The organism is Streptomyces sp. NPDC045470 (assembly GCF_040646595.1).
GTDB lineage: Bacteria > Actinomycetota > Actinomycetes > Streptomycetales > Streptomycetaceae > Streptomyces.
In genome coordinates this window covers 1-25,490 of sequence record NZ_JBEZAN010000011.1, presented here as the reverse complement: position 1 = coordinate 25,490, position 25,490 = coordinate 1, and the positions used below count along the sequence as shown (strand labels likewise).

Here is a 25,490-nt window from a genome sequence, read left to right as displayed (position 1 = left end):
CACCGGCGGCCTGGTCGTGGACGTGCCCGCCAAGTCCCTGCCGTCCCTGGTGGACTGGACGCTCAAGGAGGCCACGCTCGGTCGGCCGAAGCTCTCCGGTCCCGGCAAGGACGCCGACCCGCTGCTCGTGCTCACCGAGGCCGCGCTGGAGCGCTACGGCCTCCCGGCCACGCTCACGGAGCAAGAGCGGATCGCCGGGCGCATCCCGGAGGGCCACAAGGTCATCAAGCAGCTGACCCGCGCGCAGTGGCAGCTGACCAAGCGCGGGTTCGGGCCGTGGGCGCGGATCTACCGCTCTGCGCAGGGCTCGGAGCGGGCCTGCGTGCAGCTGTGCATCCCGTCGTGGAACGCGCTGGACACCCGGCACTGGGGCGCGGCCGGGCAGCTGGCCCCGGCTGAACTCGCACGGCTCCTGGGCGTCTACGCGTCCCGGGTGATGACGCCGCGTGGATCGACGGCCGTGACCGGCCTGGAACTGATGACCGCGCTGCATCCGGCGCCCCGGGCCTTCGAGCAGGACGCCGACGGCAAGCGGCACTCCGGGCACCATCCCGGCTCGCTGGGCAAGGACCCGGTCGACTGCGCACCGTGCGAGGCACCCGACGGGCACCCGCTCCTGGCGGACCTGCCCCGCTTCCATGTACGCGGCCCGGCGGAGAAGCTGTTCGAGGAGGCGTACGACTGGGCGCGGCCGATGACCGACGCCGAGTGCCTGCGCTGCAACTTCGTGGGCCTGGACGTCAACATGGTCTTCGCCGCCGGCGTCAACGGCCTGATCCTCGGTCGCGGCGCGCCCGCCCATGTCAAGAACCCGGTCTTCGATGCGAAGCTGCCGGGTTCGTGGCTGGTCGACCTGTCGCACGTCGATCTGTCCCGGGTGAAGGTCGCCAAGGACCGGTGGGCGCAGCTGGACGCGGATCTGCTGCCCAGTCCGTTCACGCCGACGGGAGAGCGCCCCGAGGGTCCGGCCTGGTACGCCACGCCGACCGTTGCCTACGCAGTGGAGCTCGGCTACGAGGTCGCGCCGATCGAGGCGTACGTCCGGTACGGCAACGGCCGCTATCCGGGCGGCTGGTATACCCGGCCGCACGACGCCTACCTGGCCACGATGGCCGGCCTCGGCGTCGACGCGGACCTGTCGCCGGCCGGCTTCCTGGCCGCGATGGACGGCTACCGCGGCTGTGATCCGCAGATGGCGATCGTCGTCTCCGCGATCAAGGCGACGGTCAAGGGCGGCCTCGGCAAGCCGCGCGAGCGCCCCCGCGGCGAGGGCTGGAAGCCGGGCGAGCCGTGGCGGGCCCTGGCCCGGCCGACCTGGCGCCCCGACATCCGCGCGGCTGTCATCTCTCGCACCCGCATCAACTTCCACCGCGAGATCGTCAAGCACGCGGCATTCACCGGCCAGTACCCGGTCGCGATCCTGTCTGACCGCGTCGTCTACGCGGTCGGCGGCGACAGTCCGCTGGACTTCCTGCCCTACCGGAACGGCAAGCCGCTGCCGGGCGGCTTCCAACTCGGCGTGAACCCGGGCCTGGTCAAGCGCGAGGGCGCGCAGAGCGACCTGTGGGGCGAGGGCATACGGGAGCAGTTCGACACCCCGGCGCTCAACCTCGCCCGGTACATCAAGGACGGCACCGTCACCAGCGTCGACAACGGGGAGTAGGCAGACGATGAACAGGTTCGGGGACGGCCTGGACGCCGCGGTACACAAGCCGTTCACCCGCACGGCGCCCAAGAGCGCGGGCGCGCAGATGCGGTATCTGTCAAGCAGCTCAAGGCACCAAGGCGGTCGCCCATCTGCTGCGTATCTCCCAGCGCACCGTCGAGTGGTACGTCAAGGACCAGATCAAAAAGCCGCGAGCGGACCTGGCCGCGCGCCTGGAGCGCGAGACGAACGCCCGGCAGCCGCAGATCCGGGCCAAGGCTCGGCAGAAGGCGGTGACGACCGACGGCATCGTCATCGACGTCCACGCCCGCCTCGGGTATGCCGGGGCGCCGATCGGCGCGACGGACGAGGACCCTATCCGGCACCTGACCGTCGCCCTGCCGCCCGAGCATGCTGCCCGCCTCTTCGACGCCCAGCAGCAGGGCGCCGGCGACGACCGGCTGCGCGAGCTGACCGCCGAAGCCCTCAAGGAGGTGTACTTCCAGGACGGCGGCAGCCGCGCCGGATCCCTGCAGGAGGTGCAGATCAACGATGTGATCCATCTGGACTTCGAGCTGTAGCCGTGCCTCGAACAGCGAGCGGGCCCCGGATGTGACGTGACTGAGTGCTTCAGTTGGCGAGTGAGCGCGCGAGTTGGCAACTGAAGGGGGCGGCGTCGACGGCTCGGGGGAGCTGGACGGTGTAGGTGGCAGGAAGCGGTTTGAGCCGGCGGCGGTTGAACCGGCAGCTCACCGTGCAGGAGTTCCGCCACGAGCTCACCCGGGGCATGCGCCACGGCAAGCGCGGCACCATCCACCAGGCGTACCCCGACGGTATGGCGGGCCCGCTCGGCGCATGCTTCGCCTGGACCGAGTCTCGGTGCCCGGAGGGGCTTCCACGGAAGGCGGCGCTGTACCGCTCGTCCCGAGGGCCGGGTGTTGCGGGTCGGCGGAATCGCCTTTACATTACGTGTCGTAACGTAAAGGAGGCGGAGATGCGCCATACCCCGCTCGGAACGCTTCAGGTCCCGGGCAGCCCGGAGCATGTGGCTGTGAACCTGGCCGCGCTTACGATCCCGCTGGACGAAGCGGTACTGACGCGACTCGATCCGCTCGCCCGGGAAGTGTCCGGTGAGCGGCACGGCCCGTTGCTGGCTGTCCGATCCCGGGCTCAGCTGTGACCGGCCCGCAGGCCCGCGGGCGGGGACGGCCTCGCGAGGCCGCGCACGAAGAGCGCGTACTCACCGCCGCAGCGCAACTGCTCCTGAAAGGCGGCGTCGCCGCGTGCACGGTCGAGGCGGCGAGCCGCCGCAGCGGGGTGAGCAAGCCCGCGATCTACCGGCGCTGGCCGCACCGCACCGCGCTGGCGATCGAGGCCTTCGCCGCGCACATCGACCGCCTGGTGCCGCTGGTCGAAACCGGCGACAGCGCGCACGACCTGGTCCAGGCCGTCGCCCACCTGGCCGAGTACTACCAAGGCCGCGACGGCGTCGTCTTCGCCCAGCTCGTCGCCGCCGCCGTGCTGGAACCCGGCACCGCCGAGCTGCTCAACGCCCGGTTCTTCGCCCCACGCCGCGCGGCGCTCCGGGCGCTGTGGGAGTGCGGGGTCGCGCGCGGCGAGCTCGACCCGCACGTCGAGCCTGACGCGGCGATCGACCTGCTGTTCGGCCCGGTGGCGTTCCGCCTGCTGCTCGGCCACCAGCCCGTCGACGTGGACTCCTGCGTGCACCTGGCCCGCACCGCCGTACAGGGCCTGCTCCTCACCCGGCCGACCACCCCGCCCCCACCGACGGCAACCGGAGGTTAGAACCATGCTTCCCCTCACCGACACTCCCCAGCAGCCCCATGCCAAGCATCCCGGGCGCACCCTGGTGACCTCGCATTCGTTCAGCTTCGCCCGCCGTGAGTGGATCGAGGCGAGCGCGCCGCTGTCGGAGCAGTTCCGGGTCGTGGCGGTGGACGCACCCGGCCACGGCGAGGCGCACGCGGTCCCGGGCTACACGATGGCCGAGATGGCCGCCGCGTTCGCCGCCACGATCAACGAACTCGGCTTGACCGATTACGTGTTGGTCGGTCACTCGATGACCGGCAAGGTCATGCAGATCCTTGCCAGCCGGGCCGGCGCCGGGCTGGGGCTCGCGCATCCACCGGCGAAGCTCGTGCTGATCACCCCCACGCCGCTCGGGCAAGAGGTCGGCGGCGAGGACCTGCCGCGCGAACTGTTCGAGAGCCGCAGGGACCGCACAGACGCCAGGAAGTTCGTGCTGGACCGCACCGCGCTGCCGCTGGAGCCGGAAGTGTTCGACCGTGCCTGCGAAGACTACGCGCGGATGAACCGCAAGGCCTGGGACGCCTGGCTGAAGGAAGGGATTTACGAGGACTGGACCGAGCGCGCCGCACCGAACGACGTCGAGACCCTGCTGATCGTCGCGGACGGCGACCCGACCTGGGGCCTGGAGATGCAGAAGAAGCTGACGGTGCCCCACCTGACCAACGTCACGATCGCGTCCATCGACTGCGGCCACCAGGTACCGATGGAGGCGCCGCAGGCCCTGTCCGGCCTGATCACCGCCTTCGCCGCGGCATGACCGGCGCCGCTCAGCCCTCGACCGGAGACCGGGGCTGGGGCGGGCGACTGCCCCTGGCCTCTTCTCGACATCTACGCCGTTCAGCTCCCCCGAGCCGTCGACGCTGCACGCTCCAGCCGCCGACTCGCGCGCTCGCCCGCCAACTGAAGCACTCAGTCACACCTGGACCGGCATGGTTCAGGGCCGCTCGTGCTTCCGCGGGGCGGTTGTTCCTGCACGTGAAGCGGTGCTCAATGACGGCGCGACGCGCCGGTCACCCTGCGCCCGGTGCAGCGCCGGGGGACGGCTGACCTTGCTGCGCGGCGAGCGCCGCATTGACGAAGGCCTGCGTGAGCACGGCCGTCTTGGGCACCGTGACGTCTTTCGTCGACGGGTCGGTCGTTGCCCAGCAGCGCAGTTCGCAGCGGTACACGCCGTGCACGAAGTCGACCTCGCACGCGTGTTGCTGCTGGCAGCGGCCGTGGCGCTCGATCTGCTCCAGGTGGGCGCGGAGCACGGCGGAGTGGTACCGGCGCGGCAGTGTCTGCTTGTCGAGGCACCCGCGGCATTCCAGGAGTGGCAGAATGCCACCTTTCGCCTGGAGGAAGCCGTGCGGGTGACCTTTGTCCTCGTAGGTGTTGCAGCTGCCGCAGAGCGGCCCTCGGACGTAGCCGTGGTCGTGGCAGTGATCCCATCCCGGCGAGGCCTGTGCCGCCTGGTACAGCCGGCACAGCTACTCGTCGCATCGCGTGCTGCGCCCGCGATGCGAGTCGTACCGGATACCGTGCAGGTGGCCGGTGTACGGGCGGAAGACCGATCCGGAGCAGGGCGGGCACCTGGTGGCTCAGCCGGGTTCGGCCGGCGTCCGCCAGCCGCCCCAGCGCGGGCCCTGGGTGTTGCAGGAGCAGCAGATTCGGGCCCGGTTGAGCGAATTTCCTCCTCCCGCCGCCCCGCACGGTCAAGAAGACCGGTGCAGGCCCGGGGGAGACGCGACCTCTTCCCGGACCAGGTCAGCGGTTGCAGCGGTCGGGTGCTGAGGTGGTTCTGCGTGTGCCGGAACCGGCTGCCGGCCGCGACGAACTTCCCGCATGTCAGGTCTCCGGGCAGCCCGTTTGCCCCAGCCTTCCTCCGGGAATCGTCCCGCTCCTCGTACGGGTGCCCGTCCAGGGCCTTGTACCGGGTCTGGGCGAACATCCACGACACGAGCTGCTGCCGCCAGCCGGGGTAGCGGTCTTCCGGGGCGCGGTGCCTGTTGTCGCGGTAGGCGGGCAGCTTCGCAGCGGCGCCGTCGTCCGGGGCCAGGCGCAGCTGCGCGAGGGCCTGGCCGACGCGGCGGATGTCCCGCTCGTCGTACGCCCAGGGCGCCTTGTGCTCGTAGCGGCGCACCTCTATGGCGCCGAAGAAGACGTACCCGTGCGACGGCAGGTCGGGCTGGCGCAGGAGCTCGTCAGGGTCCAGGGGGACCATGGCGTTCTGCGTGAGGTCCGCGTGGGGGGAGCGTGCATGTTCCCGGCTGATGGGCATGACCGGATGGTGGCAGCCGCCACTGACAACGACCCGCCGCGTACGGCTCACTGCCGGCCGGGTGGCGGCGCCTGCCGTCCCCAGCCGTGGAACGGCCATGGCCTCCTTCGTCCACTCCATCAGCAGCCGTGCGCATTCCCGCGGCCGGTCGGCATCGTGGCCGCCGCCGTCGGCGAAGAACCGGATCAGAGCACCGGCCGCGGGCTTGTCCGCAAAGCATGCCGCGCACAGCTCCAGGTGGATCGGCTGTCCGTTCTCGTCATCCTGGGCATCACCACACTGGTGATCAGGTCCCCGCGGCAGCGCGAGCGTTGCGGCAGCCGGTCGGCAAGCTCAACCCGGGTCGCAGGTCCCCCTTCCTCGCGACGGGCCATCACCCGAGCCGTACCGATCTGTCACGTCAACCCGCCACAGGGGAATCGTTCGAACGGCTGCCCTTGTCCCCAGCGATCCATGATCGCTGGGGGTGAACGATCGCGAGCAGCAGTCGGCCCCGCACTGTGGCAAGGTCCTGGACGCCCTCGTGCGGGCGGAGCGGAAGGTCTTCCCCCGGCCCGCACCGAAATCCGCGAGAGCACAGGGGGAAATTCCTCCTCACGCGCACGAAGGAGTCGGCTGAGGATCTGGCGGAGCGGGCCGGTCACCTCCCGCCGCACCGTGAGGCGTTACCGCGCAGGGATTTGACGACGCCACGGAAGCGTCTCCGGGCCGCCTTGGCGGAAGAGGCCGAATCTGAGTGGCAACCGCAGGCCAGGGCGCAGGCACGAGCGCCGACGTCCACCACCAGCGGCATGATGGTGGACGCGGCGGCCCACTTCGGATTCGTCTGCAAGGGCAGCTCGGACGACGGCCGCGAGCGCGGCATCACCACGGCGATCTCGCCCATCCGTGCGAAGCGGATCCCCGGCCTCCAGGAGGCCGGTGCGACGGAGGAAGACCTGCATCCGATCATCGCTGAGGCCATCGCCGAGTCGTATTTCACGGAATGGCGCACCGGCGCCGCCGGCCTGCGTAAGGATTTCACACACGTTTCGGAAGCAGAGGGTTCGGTTCTGGCCCGGACGAATTCTCGGCCTGCTAGAAACGTATTCCTGAGCCGCAGCACGGTAGTCGCCATATGGGTAAGTTTGTTGCCACTGCTTTGCTCTGGGCAAGATCCGTTGACGGCGGACCCTAGTACGCGAGCTGCCCGATGCCCCCATCAACGCGCAGCACGGTCCCTGCGGTGTAGGCGGATTCGTCCGAGGCGAGATAGACCGCCGCCTTTGCCAGCTCGGCCGCTGTTCCCAGGCGATGGAGAGGTGCGGTCTGCCGGAGTTCTTCGTAGAGGGCGGCCTGGCGCTCGGGGCCGAGAGGCGCGAACGCGTTGGTGATCGTCGGGCCCGGGCTCAGTCCGTTGACGCGGATGCCGCGGTCCTTCAGCTCATAGGTCAGTCCGCGCGTGTAGGACAGCAGGCCCGCCTTGGCCGCGCCGTAGACCGTCGCGTTCTCGTGCCCGATGTACGCGGACACCGAGCCGACGAGGATGACCGAGGACTGCTGCGAGAAGAGCGGCAGCAGGTCCCTGATCAGGAAGAACGGCGACTTGAGATTGGTCGCGAGGAGCCTGTCGAACGCCTCTTCGGTCCATGCCTCGATCGGGAGGTGGGTGATGTCGGCGGCGTTGCTCATCAGGATGTCGAGCTTCGGCCATTCCTCCCGGAGCCGCGCCGCGAGCGCCGCCTGGCCGGGTACGTCGCCGGCGTCACTGGCGATGGTCAGCAGCGGGCCGTCCAATTGCCGGGCTGCCTCGTCCAGTTTTTCCTGCGAGCGGCCGGTGATGGCGACAGTTGCTCCCTCGGTGAGGAATGCGCGGGCCGTTTCCAGGCCGATGCCGCTCGTTCCTCCGGTGATGAGTGCGTGCTTTCCCGCAAGACGATCCATTGTCCTGTCTCTCTTCAGATTGCGGTGCGGCCACCGTCGGAAGCCGCGATCTCCTCGGTCGTGTAACTGGCCCGGTCACCGCCGCGAGAAAGGCGATGACGTGGGCCACCTCGGCCGGGTCGGATGTGCGCTTGAGTGCGGTGGCCAGGCCCATGCCGCCCAGGTCCGGGCCCATCGCCGCGACCACCTTGGAGGTGTGCATCGGGCCCGGAGCGACCGCGTTGACCCGCACGTTCGACTCGGCGAATTCCGCCGCCCAGGTGTGGGGCAGTGATTCGAGCGCCGCGCGCTCGCGTTGTTGATCAAGATGTCGACGGCCCCGGCGTCCTCGGCCGGCTGGCGCACGCCCGCCGAGTCGGACAGATCGTCAGCGACGAAACGCGTTCTCCCGGCGCACTCGCCGCCGGCTGCGCGAAGGTCTTGGACGACCCGGGCGCCGCGCTGCGGATCGGTGCCGGTCAGGACCAGGCCGGCTCCGCCGGCGGCCAGCCCCCTGGCCGTAGCGTGCCCGAGTCCGCCGATCGCGCCGGAACCGGTGACGAGTGCCGTCTTGCCTGCGAATTCCATGGGTTCACCCTTCGTCGGCCAGTGGGCGACCGACTTCTGTGCAAGCGTTCAAGAAGTGTCGCAGCGGAAACTACGACTTCTTGAACGCCCAGTCAAGAAGTCGTAGGATCGAGCCCATGGCACGCACCGGACGCCCCCGCGAGTTCGACAGGCAACAGACGCTGGAGCGCGCACTCGAACTGTTCTGGTCCCGGGGGTACGGGGCGACGTCGCTCCAGGACCTGGTCGATGCGCTGGGCGTCGAGCGCGGCAGCCTCTACGGTGCTTTCGGTGACAAGCGCCGCTTCTACCTCGAAGCCGTCAGGCTCTACTGGGAGGTGTACGAGCGGCACCTGGTCACCGCACTCGACACCAGCCCGCTCCTGCCCGCTCTGCGTGTGATCCTGACTCACCCCGCGCGGCTGGACGAACTGATCTCCGACGTGGGCGTGCCGCAGGGTTGCCTGGTCGGCAACACGACCGCCGAACTCGTCCCCCAGGACAGCGAAGCCACGGAGATCGTCACCCGCTCGTACCGCCGGTTCACCGACATCGTCGCCGGTGCGCTCCGCCGCGCACAGGCCGCCGGAGAGGTCACGGACACCCGCCCCCCCGAGGCCCAGGCGCAGCTCCTGCTCTACGTCGCCCAGGGTCTCTCTCTCGTATCGAGGGGGGGGCTCGACAAGACGGCGGCCCTGGCGGCGATCGACACGGCGGTGGACGGGCTGCGGGCGTGACCTGCACTTCTTCGTGAGCGACCGGAACCCCTGACCGTTGCGCTCGGTGAAGGTATGCAAGCCCCTCTTCGCGCATGACGGCCGCGGGCTCTGCACAGGAGAAGGAGTGCTTTCGTCCAGCAGGAGCCGGTGGAGAGCCGGCGCTGTCTCCGGGATGCCCGCCGCGCCGGCCAGGCGGCGGCTGCTCTGGCGGACCAGGACGCCGAGTCGGCGTACCGAAGCGCGGATCTCAGCTCGTCTCGACCGGAACGGCTCACTTCGGCACGTATGGCTTGGCCGGTCCGAGGGGCCCCTTGCCCCGGCCAGGGCGGGGCGGGCAGGTGGGGGGAGCGGGCACGTGGACGATGCCGGTCATCTCATGCCGGCGCATGCCTCCGCCTCCGCCAGGTACCGCGCCACCGGTCCCAGCGTCAGCAGCCCGCTCGCCCCGCCCGCGTGTTCGGTGCGGGCAGCCGACAGGGCCGTTGCGGCGCGGGCGGCGGCCGGGCGCTCGCCGAGGCGGGCGGCGGCGTGGGCGGTCAGGCACCAGAGTGCCTCCTGCATGTGATCAAGGGGTGGTTCGGGTGCCCTGGCCAGGGCGGTGCGGGCCTCCTCGGTCCGGTTGCGGGCGAGCAGCACCAAGGGGTGCGTCCAGGGGCGGTACGGGCCCCAGTCGAGGGCAGGATCGGTGGGCGCGGGACGGTCGTGCAGGAGGCGCAGGCCCAGGAGAGCGAGGGCGAACAGGCCGCGGTGCAGCCCCGGCATACCTGCTGTCTCGGCTAGGGCGTGTTCGGCGGCGCGGTAATGCGCCGCGGCCGTGGCGGCGGCCGGTCCGCCCGGTTCGGTGCTCCGTGCGGCCATGATCCGGGCCCGGGCCCAGCCGGTGAGTACGGGCACGAGAGAGGCCTCGGTGCTGACGGCGAGCTGCTCGGCGGCCTCGGCATGTGCGGCCGCGGCATCGAGGTCGCCGAGAGCGGAGGCGGACTGCAGGCGGATGAGGCGGCCGAGCACGGCGAAGTCCGGCAGCTCGTGCCGGGCGGCCAGGCCGAGGATCTCGGCGCCGGTCATGTCCCGCGCCGCCGCGAGACCGGGCCGGGTGAAGGACTGGAGGAACACGCCGTTGAGGGCGAACACCAGCAGGGCGGGGTCGCCCAGCTCCCGGGCCAGCGCCTCGGCCTGGCGTGCCGCCTGCCCGGCGCGCCTGCGTTCGGTGGCGGACAGATCGGCGCTGCGGCTCTCGACCGCGACGGTGGCCAGCAGGCGGGCGCGCAGGTCGGCGGGACCCTCGGTGCCGAGCGCGGTGAGTGTACGCTCGGCCGCCGCGACGACCGCGCGGGACTGCTCGGGGTCGTCGGCCCGGCTCCAGAGGGCGGGCACGTCGTAGGCGCCGATGACGCGGGCGGTCAGGGCGATGTCGCCGGTGCGTTCCGCCGCCTGGACGGCGGCGAGGCGATCGCGCCGCGAGTGCATGAGAGCGTCACCACCCGCCAGGGCCAGGGTGCGGGCCAGTTCGACGGTGGTGCGCGGGCCGAGTCGTACGCCTGCGGTCCACACGGTAGGTGGGGGCTGGAGGGTCGCAGCTCCGCGGAGAATGTCCGTCTCCAGGTGCTGGAGGCCGGCACCGGGGTCGAGCCCGAGTTGGTCCGCGAGCATCGTGCGGGCGCGGCGGAGGGTGGCCAGTGCGTCCGCTTGACGGCCTGCCCGGTGCAGTGCGCGGGCCAGCAGCCCCCAGGCCGGCTCGCGCCAGGGGTGTTCGGCGACGTGGGCGCCCAGTTCGGCGACCAGCTCGGCTCCTGAACCGGAGTCGAGGAGGAGGCGGGCGCGCAGTTCCACCCCCTCCAGCCTCAGCTCCTCCAGCCGGGTCCGTTCACGCTGGGCCCACGCGGAGCCGGTCACGTCGGCGTAGGCGGGACCGCGCCAGGCCGCGAGGGCCGCGTCGAGGTCGGTCAGCGCACCGGGGGTACGCCTGGCGCGGGCCAGGACGTCCTCGAACCGGTGGACGTCCACGGTGTCGCGCGGCAGGCGCAGCGCGTAGCCGGGGCCTTCCGTGACGAGCACGCGCGGCGGGGTACGGGGTGGCCGACCAGGCTCGATGGCGCGGCGCAGCGCGGCGACGAACGTACGCAACGCGCCCACGGCGCGCACCGGCGGCTCGGCCCACAGGTCGTCCACGAGGGTGTCGGTGGGGACCATCCGTCCGCCGGCGGCGACGAGCCGGGCGAGCACCTCGCGGTGGCGGGGTCCGCCCAGGTCGAGCGGGGTGCCGTCGTCGCGGAGGGCCCGCACGGCACCGAGTACGTCGATTCGCATGCCCTCCATTTTCCGTGCCGGGGGTCCGCGCGTCGAAGCGTACTGATCGGCTGCTGATCGCCGTCGCCGACGCTGATCCCGTCAGTCCTCGGACCAAGGCTTTCGCCGGTCTCCGACCCCAGGAAGGGGCCTTTCATGACGCTCACCATCCCCGGTTTCGACCACGTCCGCCTGCCCGGCGCCGACGGAGTGGAACTGGCCGCCGCCGTCGGCGGCAGCGGCAGCCCGGTCGTGCTCCTGCACGGCTTCCCCCAGACCCACCTGATGTGGCGGCACGTCGCCGAGCGGCTCGCCGGCGAGCACACGGTGATCTGTCCCGACCTGCGCGGCTACGGCGCCAGCGACAAGCCGGCGGCCACCGGCCCCGAGGTGTACTCCAAGCGCACCATGGCCGCCGATGTCGTCGCCCTGGCGGCGGCGCTCGGCCATGAGCGCTTCGCCCTGGTCGGCCACGACCGGGGCGCCCTGGTCGCCTTCCGGGCGGGTCTGGACCATCCCGAGACCCTCACGCACCTGGGCATTCTCGATGTCGTACCGACCCTGGACATGTGGAATGTCCTGCACGGTGTCCCGGCGGCGGTCGGCTACCACCTGTTCCTCATGGCGCAGCCGCCGGGGCTGCCGGAGACGATGATCGCCAACAGCGCCGATGCCTTCTTCGGCTCCTTCCTCGACGCCTGGGCCAGGAACCCGGCCGCCGTTCCGGAACCGGTCCGGGCCGTGTACCTGCGGGCGAGCGCCGCGGCCGTGCCGTCGATCGTCGCGGACTACCGGGCTTCGGCGGGCATCGACGTCATCCATGACCAGGCGGACCAGGACGCCGGTTCCCAGCTGGCCATGCCCGTGACGGTCGTCCAGCAGGACTGGGGGGCGCGGCTGGGCTACGACGCCGCCGCACTCTGGCACGCGTGGGCGCCGGACCTGGACCACCGGCTGACCGGCGCGGGGCACTTCATGGCCGAGGAGGCGCCCGACGAGATCACGGGGGCGATCCGCGACCTGCTGCTCCGCTGAGTCCCCGGGCTGCGGCGGGTGGGCCCCGCGATCCGGCGACCGCTGACCAGCCCGCCCCCCTACGGCCGTTGCCGCGGCCCGGGGGAGCACCCAGCGACGTTCAGCAGGGCGCGGCAGCGCCCACGGGACTACGCCCGTATCCCTTCCGCTCCGCAGGGCGAGGTGGGCCGGGCAGCGAGGGCGCGGCACCGTTCCGGCCGGACCGCTCGTCGTGGTGGCGGCACGGACCGGGGGCGTGGGCGGGGAGGGTGGCTGATGAGCGTCAGGTGGCGGGTCGTCTCCGCCCCGCGGGGTCAGGCCATTTCGACGTAGCGGTGGGCCCGGTCGAAGCGCCGGGCCGCCAGGTCCCGGTGGCGGATCACCCAGTGGGCCACGCCGGAGTCCAGTTCCGTGACGTCGTCACCGCACCTCCAGGTGGCCAGGAGCGCCCAGTCGCCGGCGTCCTCTTCAGGGGCCGTACCGCCCTGCTCGCAGGGGCCGGTCTCCTCGGGCGTACGGGCGTAGTGGACGGGGTCGTTCTGGGGCGAGACGGGATGGCCGCCGATCTGCAGGACCCAGGAAGGGCGGTAGCCGCCCACGTGTGCCCAGGCGTCGCTGAGTTCGTCGGCGAGCTCGAACTGCTCGTCCTCGGGGATGTCGCCCCATCTGTCGAGGGCGAAGCTCTCCGGCATCTGCGCGCTCGGCTGGTGCCAGAGCGTGCGCAGTTCACGCGGCCGGTACGGCTCGCGCCGGCTGTGTTCGAGGAAGGTCGGGGTGACAGGGGTCCCGGCGGGGACGTACAGCACCGCGTCGGGCACCTGTCCCTCGATGCCTTGCACATCGGTGCCGGAGAAGAAGAGCAGGTGGCCGTCGGCGGGCAGTGGAAGGCTGGTCGCACCCGGCGGGAGGGCCGCGAGGTCGACGGAGGCCACGAAGGGGTCGGACGGCTTGACCACGCCGTGCGGCAGCAGGGGGTTGCCGCCGACCCGGGCCACCAGGGGGCCGTCACCGCCCTCGGCCAGGTACACCGCCGGCAGGGTGCCACGTATCCACTCCTCCACCTCCTCCGACGCCAAACCTTGGGATATCGCCTCGGCCCGGAAGCGGTTCATTCTGTCCATGCTCGCATCGGTCACCGGGACACACCTACCGATACACCAGCGGCCCCTCGGACTCCACGGCCTACGTCTCGGAGGTGGCGGCCCTGCCGCGGGCCAAGTACCCGCAGCTGTCCGCCGGGCAGATCGCCAACCGCCTCACCGCCACGGCGCAGTGGCCGTCCGGCCCGTCGGGCGGCGTTCCGGACGCCTACTACGGCTACGGCGTCATCCGACCCCTGGACGCCCTCAACAAGGACATTCCGGCCGGGCCGAAGACCGGGCCGCTCGCTGCTCCGCAGGCCCCGGCTCAGGAGCAGCCCGCGGACGGCAACGCGCAGCCGCCTTGGGAGGACAACAGCAACGCCAAGGCCGCCCTGGGCATCGCCGCCTTCTCGCTCATCGCCTTGACGGTCATCGGCGGCATCGTCGCCCTCGTGGTGAAGAAGAGGAGAACAAGCGCAACGGCCCGCCTCCCGGCGGCGGCTTCGGGGGCCCGGCGGACCTGGTTACTTCCCGCCGCAGCAGCCCGGCGTTCACCCGCAGCAGTCCGGCGCCGGACCCTGGCAGCACCCAGGCCCGCCGTCGCCGTAACGCGGCCCGCCGAGCAACCGGGACCAAAAACGTCCCGCTGCGGGCACCGCAGCGGCCGACTCCCTGCGGGCGTTGCCTGCAGCGGTCTCGGTGCTGGCCGGCGTACCACCGATCCCTTGTACGGACAGGTTCCGTCGGGCCGCGATGCGGTGCCGGGCCGGGTCCTTGGCCGCACCGTAGTTGAGCCACCTGACAACCGCTTCGGAAGTTGCTTCGACACACTCTCTGTGCAACTTCGAGTGTTGGTTCTAGGCTCGTCCGGCGTGGCGGGGAGCGCAGGTGACGAGCACCTGCGTGAAGGGCGCGATGCGGTTCCGCCGCGAGCAGCGGTATGAGCGTGCGACCATGCGGGACTGCTCGACGGTAGTGCCGTCCCGCGGGGTGTGCAGGGCGCATGCTCCAGGAAGGACACCGTGGTCTTAGACCGGCGTCAACTGCTGCGCGGGTCGCTTGCCGCAGGTGCGGGAGCCACCCTTTGGGGGCTGTCGACAGGGATGGTCCTCACCGCCGACAACGCGTCGGCGGCGGTGCCTGCAGTCCCGCGTGCCGCGGGCTTCAATGTGGCTCTGCTCAATACCACCCACAATGTCGTCGAGAACTACAACACGGCGGACATCAGGAATAATGCTTTCAGCAAGCCACCGTGGGCCAAATTTCCGACCGGCGTCTGGCAGCCGCTGGAGTGCAAGGTCCGTACGCTCGACAGCAAAGAGACCGTGTTTATGGTCTGCGGGGGCAAACCTGACAACGGGCACGTGACCATCCACCGCAGCAGTGATGCGGCTGCCTTGGGCTGGATCAGTGAGCTCAAGATCTTCCCGCACTCCTTGGAGTACGTTCCCCAGAAAAACGTGATCGTCGTAGTGGGAACCCGCGGCCTGGACGACCCGAGTTCCGTACCGGATTACAACCCTGGTGCCACGCTCGGCGGGACCTGGCAGGTCTACAAGGCTCCGGGCAGCACGCCTGGGCAGCTCGTCAAGATCGCGGAGGGGCCCTTCCGGCAGGCGCACGGCGTGGTGTGGCAAGGCGGCTTGTTGTGGATGTTCGGCGGTCATAAACTCGTTGGCTACGAAGTCCACGTCACATCCACGAGCGCCAGCATCAAGCCGACGGTGACCTTCCCAGAGCCGGAACCCAAGCTCTTCGAGAACGGTCACGACCTGAGCGCGGACCCGGTCAGCACCGAGGGGAACATCCTCTGGGTATCGAGCAGCACGCAACTGCTGAAAATCAACAAGTCCTCGAACAAGCCGCGCGTGGACGAGCGGTACCCGATAGCCAAGATGAAGTCCTTCTCCCGGCACTCTTCCGGCCGCTCCGTCTGGACGGTGGCCCCGAGCGCAAGCGGCCCGGACCAGTACGGAAACGACGAGGTTAACTTCATGTGGCCCACCGAGAACAACAAGCCCGTGAAGGTCCCGAATTTTGATGGCCAGGTAGGCATGAAGCGGATTTACAAGGCGCGGGTGCTGCCCTTCTGAACCGCGGCATCTCCCGAAAGCACGCCTGCTCAATGGTATCCGCAGATAAGGGGGAGAGTACGTGAGGACCCGCTTGATCACCTCGATCGCTGCCGCGACGCTCGGCGCCGGATTGACCCTGGTGACGGCGGTGTCACCAGCGCTAGCAGAGGAGAGGCCTGACCACTGGGACAACGGTTACGTGCACTACCCGAATTCCCGCTACGCCGAGACCGACCCGGCCTTCAAGGGGGCCCTTGCCGCCGTGGCCGTGGAATGGGAGGGCTACAAGGTGAGCCTGTCCGGCACCGGGTGGGACAAGGCCGCCGACGGCTACGGGGTGCGGGTGGAGGTCGGCTACAACTGGCAGGACGGGACGGCCTGGAAGTGGACCACCCGCATCTTCGGCAAGGCCGAAGGCGGCAATGGTGACTCGAAGAACAGCAACGCCCACTCCAAGGCGGGAGTGAACATCAAGGGCCTCAAGGTGCGCGCGTGCACCGTCAACAGCAGCAACACTGTCGTCGCGTGCAGCCCTTGGGCCTGACGCCGATTCCTAACGAAGTTGCCAATCGGTCAGTGTGACGGACGGTATGCTTTCTTAGCACCGTCCGTCACGCAGAAGACCCCGCAAGACGTTGACCTTGCGGCGGGCGAAGGCCATGACGGCCTGGCTGTGCCGTTTGCCTTCGGCGCGTTTGCGGTCGTAGAAGCGGCGGGATTCGTCGCAGCAGCGGATGCGAAGCAACGAAGCAACGCGATGGTGTACTGCCCGCTGCCTGACCGTTCCCACCGCCGAAGGCGGAGCCCTGGTTTTCGCGCACCTCCCTGGAACCGGGGTGTGCGTGTGGTCCAGGGCCCTGGCGCGACGCGTTGACGAATTCCCCCGCCGGCCCGGACGGCGTGCCGCCCCCATGTTCGGAGGCTGTATCCCCCACGCCGGATGGTGCGCGATGCAGACGTTCTTCACCACCTGCGTCGAAGACCCTGCCCCCCCAGCCCCCGCCCCCTGTCCGTGCCCCAGATCGTGGGCACCCGACCGCTCCCGGACCGATGCGGCCACGGCCACCAGGCCAAGACCAGCACAGCCCACTTCGTCGCGATCACGTTCTCCCGGCTGCACGTTTTGGGTGCGTGGACCGGGGCCGCTCCCGAACTGCTGCTGTCCTACGCACGAAAAGTTTCCTACTAACCAAAGATGACCGGCCGCTACGTCGCTCCGGACAGCCCGGTCCAGGGCGGATTCTTCGCCACCGGGCTGCCCGAACTCGCGCCCGGCACGGAGCCTGACGCCGGGGCCTTCGCGTCACCTGCCGCTGTGATCCCGGCCTCTAGGCTCACGACCTTCATCGACTCGCTGCGGCGCGCAATCGACGGTCCGCAGCACTGATTACCGACGCAGTCTGATCGGCGTGATGGCCCGGGAGGCGAGAACCGCCCTTGTCGGTGTGCGGAGAGCGCGCTGTGCCCGCACGCCTCACACGGGGGCACGGGGAGTGTTATGGCAGCGCGGCATGCTGGGATGCTGAGCGCAGGGCCGGGCATCGGCAGTGGTTGAGCCGCAGCCTATTCGTGACGTCGCCGCTGACGGCCGGGACGTAAGGACAAGGCGGCGGGCCCGGCAGGAGGCCCGCTCCTCGTCGTGCGCGGCGGTCGCTACCCTGGCCCTGCTGGGCGCCTATGCGCCAGGTGCAGCCTGCACGGTCTGCTGAACGGCGCACCGCGGCAGGTCACGAAATGGTGAGGCTGGGCGAGGTTTCGGCGCGCAGGTGGTCGCGTCGCTCGTAGAGCGCACGGACGAGCCGGGCGAGGTTCAGCACCCCCGGCGCCGCAGTGTCTTGGTCAGATGCTGGAGTATCGTCCTCAGTCGGGCAGGCGACGAAACCACACTAGGCAGGCCCCTAGTTCGTGGTGGATCCGCTCGAACTCCCCTGAGATCTGGTCAGCGGCCCCGCCGGAGAAGGCTCCGTCGTCGTTTCAGCCCCGGTGGAGGACTGCGAGGTAATCTAGCCGAGGCAGCCGCTTCGTTGCTGGCCGCCTCGGCGGTGAACCCGGACTCTGATGTCCCTAACGGTGCAGTCAGGTATGGGAATTCCCGGAATGCATTATGTGCAACCGAACCGCACCCGTACCACTTGAGGTGGTGGCCTTGCCCCGGACTTCGAGGATATCGCGGTGGCATGCCGCAGGTCGAATGCACCTTTGGTCGGAGGCTGTTCAGGTGATTGAGATAGCGCGTCTGGCGCAGGAGGTAGCTGTCGTCGTTGAGGAGAGGGGTTGTACCAAGGGAGGTTCAGCGACCCTTGGAACGCCGACCCTGATCAGTGCGCGGTCTGTGCTGTGGAAGCCCTTCGCCTTGTCATGGCAAGCGGGTCGGCGGCCGGGTACCGGCCGTTCGACGAGGTGACCACCGAGTAGTCGAGGTCGGGGATGGTGTCACCGGGCACGTCGTAGACGCAGGTCATACGGGCCCGGACCTGGCCGGTGCGCAAGGTCGTGCACTGCCCACACGGCGGCCTTGCCGTGCTGTAGGTGCCGCCGGTGTGCCAGCCCGCCAGGGCGTGCCCGGCCACGGCCTCGTACAGGGTGCCGTTCAGCGAGTCGAGGACATCGGAAGCCCTCCGGGCAGCCGCCACACCGGACCTGAGCGCCGTCGAACTGGCCGGGGCGATGGGGCTGATAGATCTCGCTGGAGCAGACGTAGCTGGACCCGAGCAGTGAAGCAACAGGACAGCGGAAGCAACAGGACAGCCAAGGTTCCGGGCAGCGATCTCCCGCCATCTGGGAAACGATCACCGGGGACAGGCGTTGTGCCTGGCCACATGCTCTTGTGAACACCCGATGCGGATCGCGTCGCGCTCAAGTGGCGGACCCGGGGCCGCAAGGCGCAGTAAGAAGCTGACTCCGGCCCCGGCTCCGTGCGCCCGCCGCGTCGGTTTCAGCGCAGCCTGTAGCGGCAGCGACGAGGCTGGCGGCGCGGGGCGCCGGTGTGCGGGCCGGTCAGATACGCCGCGTCCGCTGCGGGTCCGAGTTACGGAACGCCTTCGCGCACAGCCGCATGGCGGCTAACTGGCCTTCTGCCGACATTCTCGCGAACCGTCCCCGCGCGAATGGCCCACGGCCTTTCGTAGCGGGACCCCGCGTATTCGTCCGGCAGCCAGCGCCCCGGGCCCCGGTCACCTTGGTCACAGGCCCGAGAGACAGAGGCGCGCGGCCTGGCCTTCGCAGCCGGCCGCGCGGGAGTGCTCTCACGTAGGTGACCGCTTGATCGGTCAGACGGATTCGCCGACGCTCAGCAGCTCTTCTTGTACGCGAACTTGATGGGCTTCGTGAAGAACGCCTTGTGCCCCTTGGCGTTCCCTGCAACCGATATGCACTCGTGAGAGAGACCGGAATTGGTCGTCACATAGAGACCGTGCCGACCCTTGCACGTGTTGTGGTAGTACACGGTGTAAGTCGCGATGCCAGCAGGGTTCCACGAGTAATTGAAGCATGTGACGCTGCCGCGCTTGATGCTGCGCAGCGAGACGTCGCTGTTGGAGGCGGCGTTCGCGGGGGTCGAAAGCGTTCCCGCGGCCAGCGCTGCTACGGCGAGCGTTCCCAGAATCTTGAACTTACGCAAGGTGATGCGCCTTTCCCTCGTTTCGTCCGGCCTATGCCGGACGAGCGAACACTTTGCCAGTAAAGCGGAGGGATAGCAATGCCGATATGGCGGATTTTGGAGGGATGTAACGAAGAGGGAGTTTTGGGGGACCGTTGCGCTTCGCGCGTGGGTGATTCGAGACGCTTTCGGCACTCAACTCCCGGCGTGTCCGCACGGAGGAAACGCTCAGCGGCGAACGCTGCGAGCAGGGCCGTGCAAGGCAAGCGCCACCCCCAGGCTCTGCTCTGGCTCACCGGACTGCGGACTGACGTCCTCTTCGCGAGGCTCCGTTACGAAACCTTCTACGAGCCCTAACCCTCTAGGTCAGGCTGAATTGCTGAGAGCCCGCCGTGCTTCAGCTCAGAGTCGTTCGAACTACTCGCAGGTTCGCCCCGGCGCGCTGGTGGGCAGGGTCGGCCTGCTGTGCCCCCGGAGAAGGCGCGCGAAAAAGGCGGCGGGTGCGGGGCCGGAGGCGGCAGATGCCAGTGACGACCCGGCCCGGCCCGCCTGCTCCTCATAACCGCTATCCCGTTTCGGTCGCGTCGCCCGGGGCGGACAGGCCGCCCTGCGTGCGAAGCCGGTACCCGCCGCTCGGCCATGTGCCGGCTCCGCTGCTGCCTCGGGGCCTACAGTCCCCCCGAGCCGCAGACCGGCGCACGATCGGCCCGGCCAGCCGGGGCTCGCGTTCCCCGCTTGGTGACGGCTTGGCGCAGCAACGCGCCAGACCGGGCCGTTCGTCCCTTCTCCGCGAAGGCCCGCTGGCAGGAGGGCGCGCATCGTCAACCCCTATGATCGATAACACGCGGGGTCGCAACGTGGCGCTATGTGCTCCTGAGCGTGGCCACCCCCGCTGCATGCTTGAAGGCGCATCTTCCGATCCTGCGCCAGCCAGCAGCCTGACGTAGCCAGGTTGTTGTTCGCCGTGCCTGCACATTCATGCAGCGGCCGCTCGGCCTGGGTGAGCGCCTGCCGCCCCACTTGCGCGGTTCGGTCCGTGGACTACAGGGCCACTGGTGGTGCTCGGCCTGGATGGACTCCCACAGGATTCGCATCCTGCAACTGCTTGCCGTCGCTTCAGACATCGAAATGCGAGGTCTCGTCATTGTCGTTCCCTTCGGCCGTCTTCGTGAGTTGGAAACGGAGGTAGTGCGGAGTCGTTCGCTTGAACTTCCAGGCACCCTTGAGCCGGGAGAGGCCGGTGTGAGTGCCCTTGTCCACACGCACCACGGTCACTCCGACGGAACCAGTCCGGTCCCCGGCGACGGTCGCCTGCTCGCCGAATTTCAGGGGCTGCCCCGAATCGGCACACCCACCCAGGGCCAGGGCACCCACCACCGACATGCAGGCGGCACGGCTCTTCATTTGCCCCCAAGAGTCACTAGTTTGTCCGGAAAAGTCTACCTTTCCTGTCAGACATGGCCTGGGCTCACCCTGAACCGCCGCAGACTGCTGCCCGCCCTTCCCTGCTGTTCCCCCCTTGCGGCCGCAGCCCTCGGTGACGGCGTCGGGCCGCACGTGCGCCTGGAGCTCGCCCTCCCCGGCGGCGGCGTGCAACGGGCGGGCCGCCGTGGCTCGCCAGGCGGGCCAGGGCGACGTCCAGCCGCCCTGGCTGTCGGCGAGCGCGGCCAGGTACGACGCAGCCCGGTCCTTCGGTCGGCATCGAGGAGGCGGGCCCAGCAGAGCGAGATCGAACCACTCCTGCAGAGCTGGGCCGCGGTGCGGGGGCAGGCCCTCCAGGAGGTCGAGGCCGAGCAGGCTGTGAGCAATGCCTTCCTTGCTGCGGAAGTGGAAGTACACCGCCCCGGCCGCCACGCCGGCCCGGGCGGTGATCTGCGAGACGGACGCGCCGCCGTACCCGCGCTCGATGCTCACCTCGGCGGCCGCGGTCAGGATGGCGCGCCGCGTGGCGACTGCACGTTCATGGCCATCGCCATACTGGTCAGCCCCGCCGACGCGCTGGCCCGGCAGGAGATGCGGGCGCTGGCCGCCCACCGCGCCCGCGAGGCCCGCGGCGAGAACGCCGGCGCCCCACGATGAGGCGTACCGCCTCGTCTTCGGCGGCGCCGAGGCGTGAGCTGCAAGATCATCTGGGAGTCCGAGGCCCTCGCCCAGGCGGAGCGGTTCGCCAAGGACCGACCCGCGGTGCGTACGGCAGGGTTTCATCGCCGTCGACCACCGCCGACCGCCTCGCCGACGAGCCGAGGCCCGAGGGCGCGTTCGGCAGCACCGACGTCCTGCGCATCCACGTCGGTATCAACCGCCTCTACGAGATCAGTGATCAGCAGGTTCGCATCAGCGTGAGCCAGCTCGGCCGCCTGCGCTGACGGGCCCGTCCCCGATACGGACAGCCGCGGCGAGCTCTGGGGGCGGGCCACGAGAGGCCAACGTCGGCGCCGTTACGGCAACGGCCATGGAGTGTCCAGAATGTGCGGCAGGCCGAGCCGGTAACGGGTCGCGTCCAGCAGTTTGGCCGCCTCGAACTCCGGCGGCCGGTACCCGGCGAACAGCCGGACGCGGCCGGCGTCCGAGCCGGCGGCGTCCAGTAGCGCGTTCGCGGCACGCCGACCGGCCTCGTTCGCGGTCTCCATCGACGTGAAGTCGACATTGCTGTACGTCCGCACGTAGTCGGCGGCCAGGAACAGATTCGGGATCGCGGTCGCCGCGTCGGGGCGGTGCTCCCAGGACCCGGCGTCGTTGAGCAGGTACGGCTCGTCGTTGGCCGGTTCGGGCCCGCCGGTCCCGGAGACGGCCGGGTCAAGGAACCACGAGTGCAGGACGTCGTCCGGCAGGTAGGTGCGCCCGGTGTCCTCCAGGGCCGCCTTCATCTGCGCCCACACCTCGGCCGCGATCTCCTGGCGGGTGCACCGCTTGGCGGGCTTGCCGTACAGGGCGCCCGGGGCGTCCCAGTCGGAGACCACGACGGAGAACGAGTCCCGCGCCTGCCCGTCGCCCCAGGTGCGCGGGAAGTCGCTCCGCCAGAACTGTGACTGGCTGACCGACACCAGCGACCAGGGCGAGTCGATGTACGCCACGTGCCCCTGCACCACCGGGACGGGACGGCGCAGGAAGTACTGGATGCCGTGCGACCACGTGGTACGCAGGCGGTCCATGCCGGCGAGCCGCCGGTCCGCCGCGCGGATCGGCGCGCTCCACAGCGCCCGCGCGCGTTCGGCCGGTACGGCCGCCACGAACCAGTCCGCCTCGATACGGACCGGACCGGCGGGCGTGGCGGCGCGGGCCGCCGTGATACGCCCGCCGCTCAGCTCAAGGGCGTCCACGGTGTGGTCCATCGCGAAGCGCACCCCGAGGCTGCGCAGATGCCGCGCCCACGGGTCGATCCACGCCTCGCTGGTCGGACCGTTGAAGATCCTGTTGGAGGGGCCGTCCGTACCGCGCTGGAGCAGGGAGAAGAGGATCGCCTCCACACCCTGCCCGCAGGTGCGGCTGCTGGCGTCCTCGGGTTTGAGCGCCTGGATGACCTGGGCGCCGCCGCCGAACAGCTTCTCGTACTCCGTGGACTTGCCTTCGACGGCGAGGAAATCCAGCCACTTGACGTGTTCCCACTGCCCGAACGCGCGCTCCCTGCTGCTGGTCATCAGGATGGCCAGTTGGCGGGCGAAGAAGGCGGCCTCGTGTAACGGCAGATGGAAGAGCTGCTGCACGGCACCGACCAGCATGCGCCGCAGGGCGTCCACGTCGAGCGTCCGCCCCTCGAACGGAGTGGTGGGGATCGGCAGGTCGGCCCGTCCGTCGTCGCGGGCGAAGGCGATCCAGGGAACGGAGGTGAGGTTGTCGTGGACGCCGTGGACGTTGCCCGGGTACGGGATGCGCCGCAGGGTGTCCGGGAGGTTGTGGTAGAAGCCGAACACCCCGCGGTGCCCGTGCTCGCCCGGCAGGTCACGCCGCCCGCCGGTGCCGGTGCCGGGTACGGGGATGCTGCGCGCCTTGCCGCCCAGCGCCTTGCGCTCGTACACCGTCACCTGGAAGCCGCGCTCGGCCAGTTCGTGTGCGGCGGTCAGCCCGCCGACGCCGGCGCCCAGTACGGCCACCGACCAGCCCTGGCGGCGCCCGGCCGCGACCGCCGGCACGGCGTCGGGAAGCGCCGCAACGCCCAGGACACCCGCCGTGGCCGCTCCGTACCGCAACACCTGCCTGCGGCCGGGGCCCTGGGCCGCTCTCCCGGCCGGGTCCCGGTGTCCGTGCTGTCCATCCGTCATGGGTCACTCCTGCCATTCCGGTAGCTCCCGATGAGGCAGGCGACAGTAGCCACGGGCGCGGAGGAACAGAACAGCCGGCACCGAGGCACCGACCGCAACGCGCCATGGTCACCGTCCTCTTGTGGTGCGGCGAGGAGTGAGTGTACGTCCCGCGGACCGCCAGCACTCGGTATACGGAGTGGGCCGGGTTGTATGGATCCGACCTGCGCGTGGTGATCCGGTTGATCAAGGAGGCAGACGGACGCGAGCGCGTGCGCAAGACCTGGACCGAGGGGTGCGAGGTTCAGGGGCCGGGATGCTGACGGCCCAGGCCCTTCCGCGGTACGCGAGCAGATGGCCTCCGGCCCGGCCTTCCGTGTGGCCCCTGTCGGCGGCCGCTGCCCCGCCGTAGTGACCGCCCTCGCCACCGCTCGGATCATCTCGCCCGCCACCGCAGTCCAGCCCGGCGCCGGCGTTGCCCGTGGTGATGCCGTGGCAGAGTCCTCCTCATGCACAGATCCCGGTCCCGTTCCCTTGCTGCGGGCGCCGTCTTGGCCCTGTCCGCCTGCGGCCAGCAGCGCACCGGCTCCGGCCCGAGCTTCTCGCCCACGCTGTCCGTCCTCACCCCCGCACGCGGCAACGTGGAGCCCGACTCCCACGACGGCGCCCCGCACTACCGGGAGAACAACGGCTTCAAGGTCCCCCGCGAGATGACTCGCACGGTTGAGCGCGCAGGTCAGACGGCCTAGTCGGCAGGTTCGTGCACCCCCGTGGTCCTTGAGAAGATCTCATCATGACCGAAGAACCGAGAGAACGAGAAGCGCTGTGGGCCGATGGCGAGACCCTGTACGACATCGTCCCCGGACTCGTCAACGTCATCGAGATCGTCGGACGAGACCTGGTCTTGGGCGAGTACCGGATGGCGCGTGCCACGGCGGAGATGGCCGCTGCGTTGATCGTGGAGCAGGCGGGGGCGACGGGCATTGGTGACGAGGGGACGGCGCTGCTCGTCGTGCGTGCACTCGCCGAGTCGGCGGCTGCCACGGAACGCGCAATAGATGCTCGGGCTGGGTAGCCGTCTTCCCGACGTACGACGACTGGACCAGATGGCTGCCCTTGTATGCGAGGCCGTACCTCTCCGGTACGGTGGGTGGCCCGGTCGCACTGAGCACTGATGCTCAGTCGGTCGAGTGCGAGGCTCTTTCGGAGGAGGGCCAGTCGCCGGGCTCTCTCGCCACCCACCGCGGTTAAGGGTTGCGCGCTGATGCCCGGGCCTGGTGTGGGCGGTGATGCTCGGCTACGACGAGAGACTGTGAAGCCCAGCCGGTGATCCATTGTCAGCAGAGCAGACTGGCGTGACCGGATGGGTCCGCAATATGCACAACGGCGATGTGGAAGCCATCTTCGAGGGCACGCCGAACACCGTCGCACGCCTGGTGCGCTGGGCGGCCACCGGGCCGGGCGCCGCCGAAGTGACCGGATGTACCGTAGCCGCCGGAAGCCCCGAAGGCCACCGCGCAGCCCTCGTAGCGCGGACGTGACCGTTCACACGTGAGGCCTGGCGGCTCGGGCCGTCAACGCCCCGAGGAACTCGATTCCGGGCTCGTCGCCGGGGCTGACTGGCATTTCAACGGCATCTGCGCCGGATGGGATCACCTGCGGCGGGCTCGGCGTATCACCATGCGTACGGCGATGTACAGAGCCGTGACGACCGCCCACATGGCGAAGAACTGCAACGCCAGAGTCTTCTCACCCTGACTCCAGACGATCGCTGTCACCCCGGGACCGCCCACCCACCAGAGGAACAGAACGATGCCGAAGAGCGCCTGCCCAAGTTCCGAAAACGCTTGTCCAATCAGGTTCCGCATATCCGTGGGTTCCTCCCCGCATCCTGGTTGCAGCAGCACGAAGGATCCTTTCATGAAGGCCGGGGCCGTGTCCTGAACCGGCCGGACAGCGACCGGCGGGGCTCTTTGCCCCCGCCCGCCGTCGGAGGGGCCAACTCCGTAGCGGTCGGCGACGGTCCGGCCGGCGTCAGGCCTTGTTCGCGGGCCATGTCCTTGAGCCACACGCAGGGCAGTCCACAGGGGCGGGAGCATGATGAAGCCGACGGGCACGGCCGTTACGACGATGAAGGACCGCAGCGCGATGATCCGTCGTCCATGACGAGGATGCCTTCTAGAGGGTGTCTGAGAAGCCCCGTTCAGGGCAGGTGACTTGGTAGTTCCTGCACTTCGGGGAGGCGGGGATGACCGGTCGGCGGGCGTATCCGAC

General features: G+C 69.9%; 22 protein-coding genes and 6 pseudogenes. 14 read left to right on the top strand and 14 right to left on the bottom strand.

The features are described 5' to 3' along the window. Nucleotide 1: 1 nt before the first annotated feature. From AB0A97_RS26690 to AB0A97_RS26670, 5 genes and pseudogenes are all read left to right on the top strand, one after another. Nucleotides 2–1,663, top strand: a pseudogene (locus AB0A97_RS26690) (transcriptional regulator); the annotation flags it as partial. 7 nt (nt 1,664–1,670) lie between these two features. Next, nucleotides 1,671–2,226, top strand: a pseudogene (locus tag AB0A97_RS26685) (XRE family transcriptional regulator). 413 nt (nt 2,227–2,639) lie between these two features. Next, nucleotides 2,640–2,825, top strand: coding sequence for a hypothetical protein (locus AB0A97_RS26680; protein ID WP_361154672.1), 186 nt, complete (start codon nt 2,640–2,642; stop codon nt 2,823–2,825). Next, the gene (locus tag AB0A97_RS26675; RefSeq protein ID WP_361154671.1) at nt 2,822–3,451 is read left to right on the top strand and encodes a TetR/AcrR family transcriptional regulator; all 630 of its coding nucleotides are present in this window, start codon (nt 2,822–2,824) and stop codon (nt 3,449–3,451) included. Before AB0A97_RS26680 ends, AB0A97_RS26675 begins: the two co-directional genes overlap by 4 nt. Before the next feature lie 4 nt (nt 3,452–3,455). Further along, a complete protein-coding gene (locus AB0A97_RS26670; RefSeq protein WP_361154670.1) occupies nt 3,456–4,232 on the top strand; it encodes an alpha/beta hydrolase in 777 nt (258 codons plus the stop codon). A 253-nt stretch (nt 4,233–4,485) separates the two neighbouring features. On the opposite strand, the gene AB0A97_RS26665 is transcribed toward AB0A97_RS26670, so the two are convergent. From AB0A97_RS26665 to AB0A97_RS26635, 7 genes and pseudogenes are all read right to left on the bottom strand, one after another. Next, nucleotides 4,486–4,728: a hypothetical protein gene (locus AB0A97_RS26665; RefSeq protein WP_361154668.1), complete on the bottom strand. Its 243-nt coding sequence runs from the start codon at nt 4,726–4,728 to the stop codon at nt 4,486–4,488. A gap of 159 nt (nt 4,729–4,887) precedes the next feature. Further along, nucleotides 4,888–4,935 (bottom strand): annotated as a pseudogene (locus AB0A97_RS26660) (hypothetical protein); the annotation flags it as partial. Nucleotides 4,936–5,891: 956 nt separating this feature from the next. Further along, nucleotides 5,892–5,966: pseudogene (locus tag AB0A97_RS26655) on the bottom strand (hypothetical protein); the annotation flags it as partial. Nucleotides 5,967–6,375: 409 nt separating this feature from the next. Next, a complete protein-coding gene (locus AB0A97_RS26650) occupies nt 6,376–6,621 on the bottom strand; it encodes a hypothetical protein (RefSeq protein ID WP_361154666.1) in 246 nt (81 codons plus the stop codon). Nucleotides 6,622–6,908: 287 nt separating this feature from the next. Continuing rightward, on the bottom strand, nt 6,909–7,658 hold the full coding sequence (locus AB0A97_RS26645; protein WP_361154665.1) for an SDR family oxidoreductase: 750 nt from the start codon (nt 7,656–7,658) through the stop codon (nt 6,909–6,911). Nucleotides 7,659–7,800: 142 nt separating this feature from the next. After that, nucleotides 7,801–7,890: pseudogene (locus AB0A97_RS26640) on the bottom strand (short-chain dehydrogenase); the annotation flags it as partial. A gap of 107 nt (nt 7,891–7,997) precedes the next feature. Then, nucleotides 7,998–8,225, bottom strand: a pseudogene (locus tag AB0A97_RS26635) (SDR family NAD(P)-dependent oxidoreductase); the annotation flags it as partial. 116 nt (nt 8,226–8,341) lie between these two features. On the opposite strand from AB0A97_RS26635, the gene AB0A97_RS26630 reads away from it, so the two are divergent. Beyond that, nucleotides 8,342–8,941, top strand: a complete 600-nt coding sequence (locus tag AB0A97_RS26630) for a TetR/AcrR family transcriptional regulator (protein ID WP_361154664.1) — start codon at nt 8,342–8,344, stop codon at nt 8,939–8,941. Nucleotides 8,942–9,292: 351 nt separating this feature from the next. Here the strand turns inward: AB0A97_RS26630 and AB0A97_RS26625 are convergent, their stop codons facing one another. Beyond that, nucleotides 9,293–11,230, bottom strand: coding sequence for an AfsR/SARP family transcriptional regulator (locus tag AB0A97_RS26625; RefSeq protein WP_361154662.1), 1,938 nt, complete (start codon nt 11,228–11,230; stop codon nt 9,293–9,295). A gap of 135 nt (nt 11,231–11,365) precedes the next feature. Between AB0A97_RS26625 and AB0A97_RS26620 the strand changes: the two genes are divergently transcribed. After that, entirely contained in the window at nt 11,366–12,244 is an 879-nt protein-coding gene (locus AB0A97_RS26620) for an alpha/beta hydrolase (protein ID WP_361154661.1), read from the top strand. A 293-nt stretch (nt 12,245–12,537) separates the two neighbouring features. On the opposite strand, the gene AB0A97_RS26615 is transcribed toward AB0A97_RS26620, so the two are convergent. Further along, nucleotides 12,538–13,344 (bottom strand): DUF1963 domain-containing protein, encoded by an 807-nt coding sequence (locus tag AB0A97_RS26615; protein ID WP_361154660.1) that lies wholly within the window; start codon nt 13,342–13,344, stop codon nt 12,538–12,540. Between AB0A97_RS26615 and AB0A97_RS26610 the strand changes: the two genes are divergently transcribed. From AB0A97_RS26610 to AB0A97_RS26595, 4 genes are all read left to right on the top strand, one after another. Further along, the gene (locus AB0A97_RS26610; RefSeq protein ID WP_361154951.1) at nt 13,308–14,249 is read left to right on the top strand and encodes a S8 family serine peptidase; all 942 of its coding nucleotides are present in this window, start codon (nt 13,308–13,310) and stop codon (nt 14,247–14,249) included. The two genes, AB0A97_RS26615 and AB0A97_RS26610, sit on opposite strands and share 37 nt — an antisense overlap. 78 nt (nt 14,250–14,327) lie before the next feature. Then, entirely contained in the window at nt 14,328–15,398 is a 1,071-nt protein-coding gene (locus AB0A97_RS26605) for a twin-arginine translocation signal domain-containing protein (protein ID WP_361154659.1), read from the top strand. A gap of 61 nt (nt 15,399–15,459) precedes the next feature. Next, entirely contained in the window at nt 15,460–15,924 is a 465-nt protein-coding gene (locus tag AB0A97_RS26600; protein ID WP_361154657.1) for a hypothetical protein, read from the top strand. 651 nt (nt 15,925–16,575) lie between these two features. Continuing rightward, the gene (locus tag AB0A97_RS26595; RefSeq protein WP_361154655.1) at nt 16,576–16,767 is read left to right on the top strand and encodes a hypothetical protein; all 192 of its coding nucleotides are present in this window, start codon (nt 16,576–16,578) and stop codon (nt 16,765–16,767) included. A 931-nt stretch (nt 16,768–17,698) separates the two neighbouring features. Here AB0A97_RS26595 and AB0A97_RS26590 read toward each other — a convergent pair. The 4 genes from AB0A97_RS26590 to AB0A97_RS26575 all read right to left on the bottom strand — a co-directional run bounded on the left by AB0A97_RS26590 (nt 17,699) and on the right by AB0A97_RS26575 (nt 23,237). Beyond that, nucleotides 17,699–18,013, bottom strand: coding sequence for a hypothetical protein (locus AB0A97_RS26590; protein WP_361154652.1), 315 nt, complete (start codon nt 18,011–18,013; stop codon nt 17,699–17,701). 656 nt (nt 18,014–18,669) lie between these two features. After that, nucleotides 18,670–18,999 (bottom strand): hypothetical protein, encoded by a 330-nt coding sequence (locus AB0A97_RS26585; protein ID WP_361154649.1) that lies wholly within the window; start codon nt 18,997–18,999, stop codon nt 18,670–18,672. A 1,095-nt stretch (nt 19,000–20,094) separates the two neighbouring features. Continuing rightward, complete coding sequence (locus AB0A97_RS26580) at nt 20,095–20,988, bottom strand: helix-turn-helix domain-containing protein (protein WP_361154949.1); 894 nt, start codon at nt 20,986–20,988, stop codon at nt 20,095–20,097. Between the two features lie 428 nt (nt 20,989–21,416). Continuing rightward, nucleotides 21,417–23,237, bottom strand: coding sequence for an FAD-dependent oxidoreductase (locus AB0A97_RS26575; protein WP_361154646.1), 1,821 nt, complete (start codon nt 23,235–23,237; stop codon nt 21,417–21,419). A gap of 488 nt (nt 23,238–23,725) precedes the next feature. Between AB0A97_RS26575 and AB0A97_RS26570 the strand changes: the two genes are divergently transcribed. The 3 genes from AB0A97_RS26570 to AB0A97_RS26560 all read left to right on the top strand — a co-directional run bounded on the left by AB0A97_RS26570 (nt 23,726) and on the right by AB0A97_RS26560 (nt 24,757). After that, nucleotides 23,726–23,965 carry a hypothetical protein gene (locus tag AB0A97_RS26570; protein WP_361154643.1) on the top strand — a complete coding sequence of 80 codons (240 nt, stop codon included), beginning with the start codon at nt 23,726–23,728 and terminating at the stop codon, nt 23,963–23,965. 44 nt (nt 23,966–24,009) lie between these two features. Continuing rightward, entirely contained in the window at nt 24,010–24,291 is a 282-nt protein-coding gene (locus tag AB0A97_RS26565) for a hypothetical protein (RefSeq protein ID WP_361154640.1), read from the top strand. A 259-nt stretch (nt 24,292–24,550) separates the two neighbouring features. After that, nucleotides 24,551–24,757: an acylphosphatase gene (locus AB0A97_RS26560; protein ID WP_361154637.1), complete on the top strand. Its 207-nt coding sequence runs from the start codon at nt 24,551–24,553 to the stop codon at nt 24,755–24,757. Nucleotides 24,758–24,868: 111 nt separating this feature from the next. Here the strand turns inward: AB0A97_RS26560 and AB0A97_RS26555 are convergent, their stop codons facing one another. After that, nucleotides 24,869–25,123, bottom strand: coding sequence for a hypothetical protein (locus AB0A97_RS26555; protein ID WP_361154634.1), 255 nt, complete (start codon nt 25,121–25,123; stop codon nt 24,869–24,871). Nucleotides 25,124–25,490 lie beyond the last annotated feature (367 nt).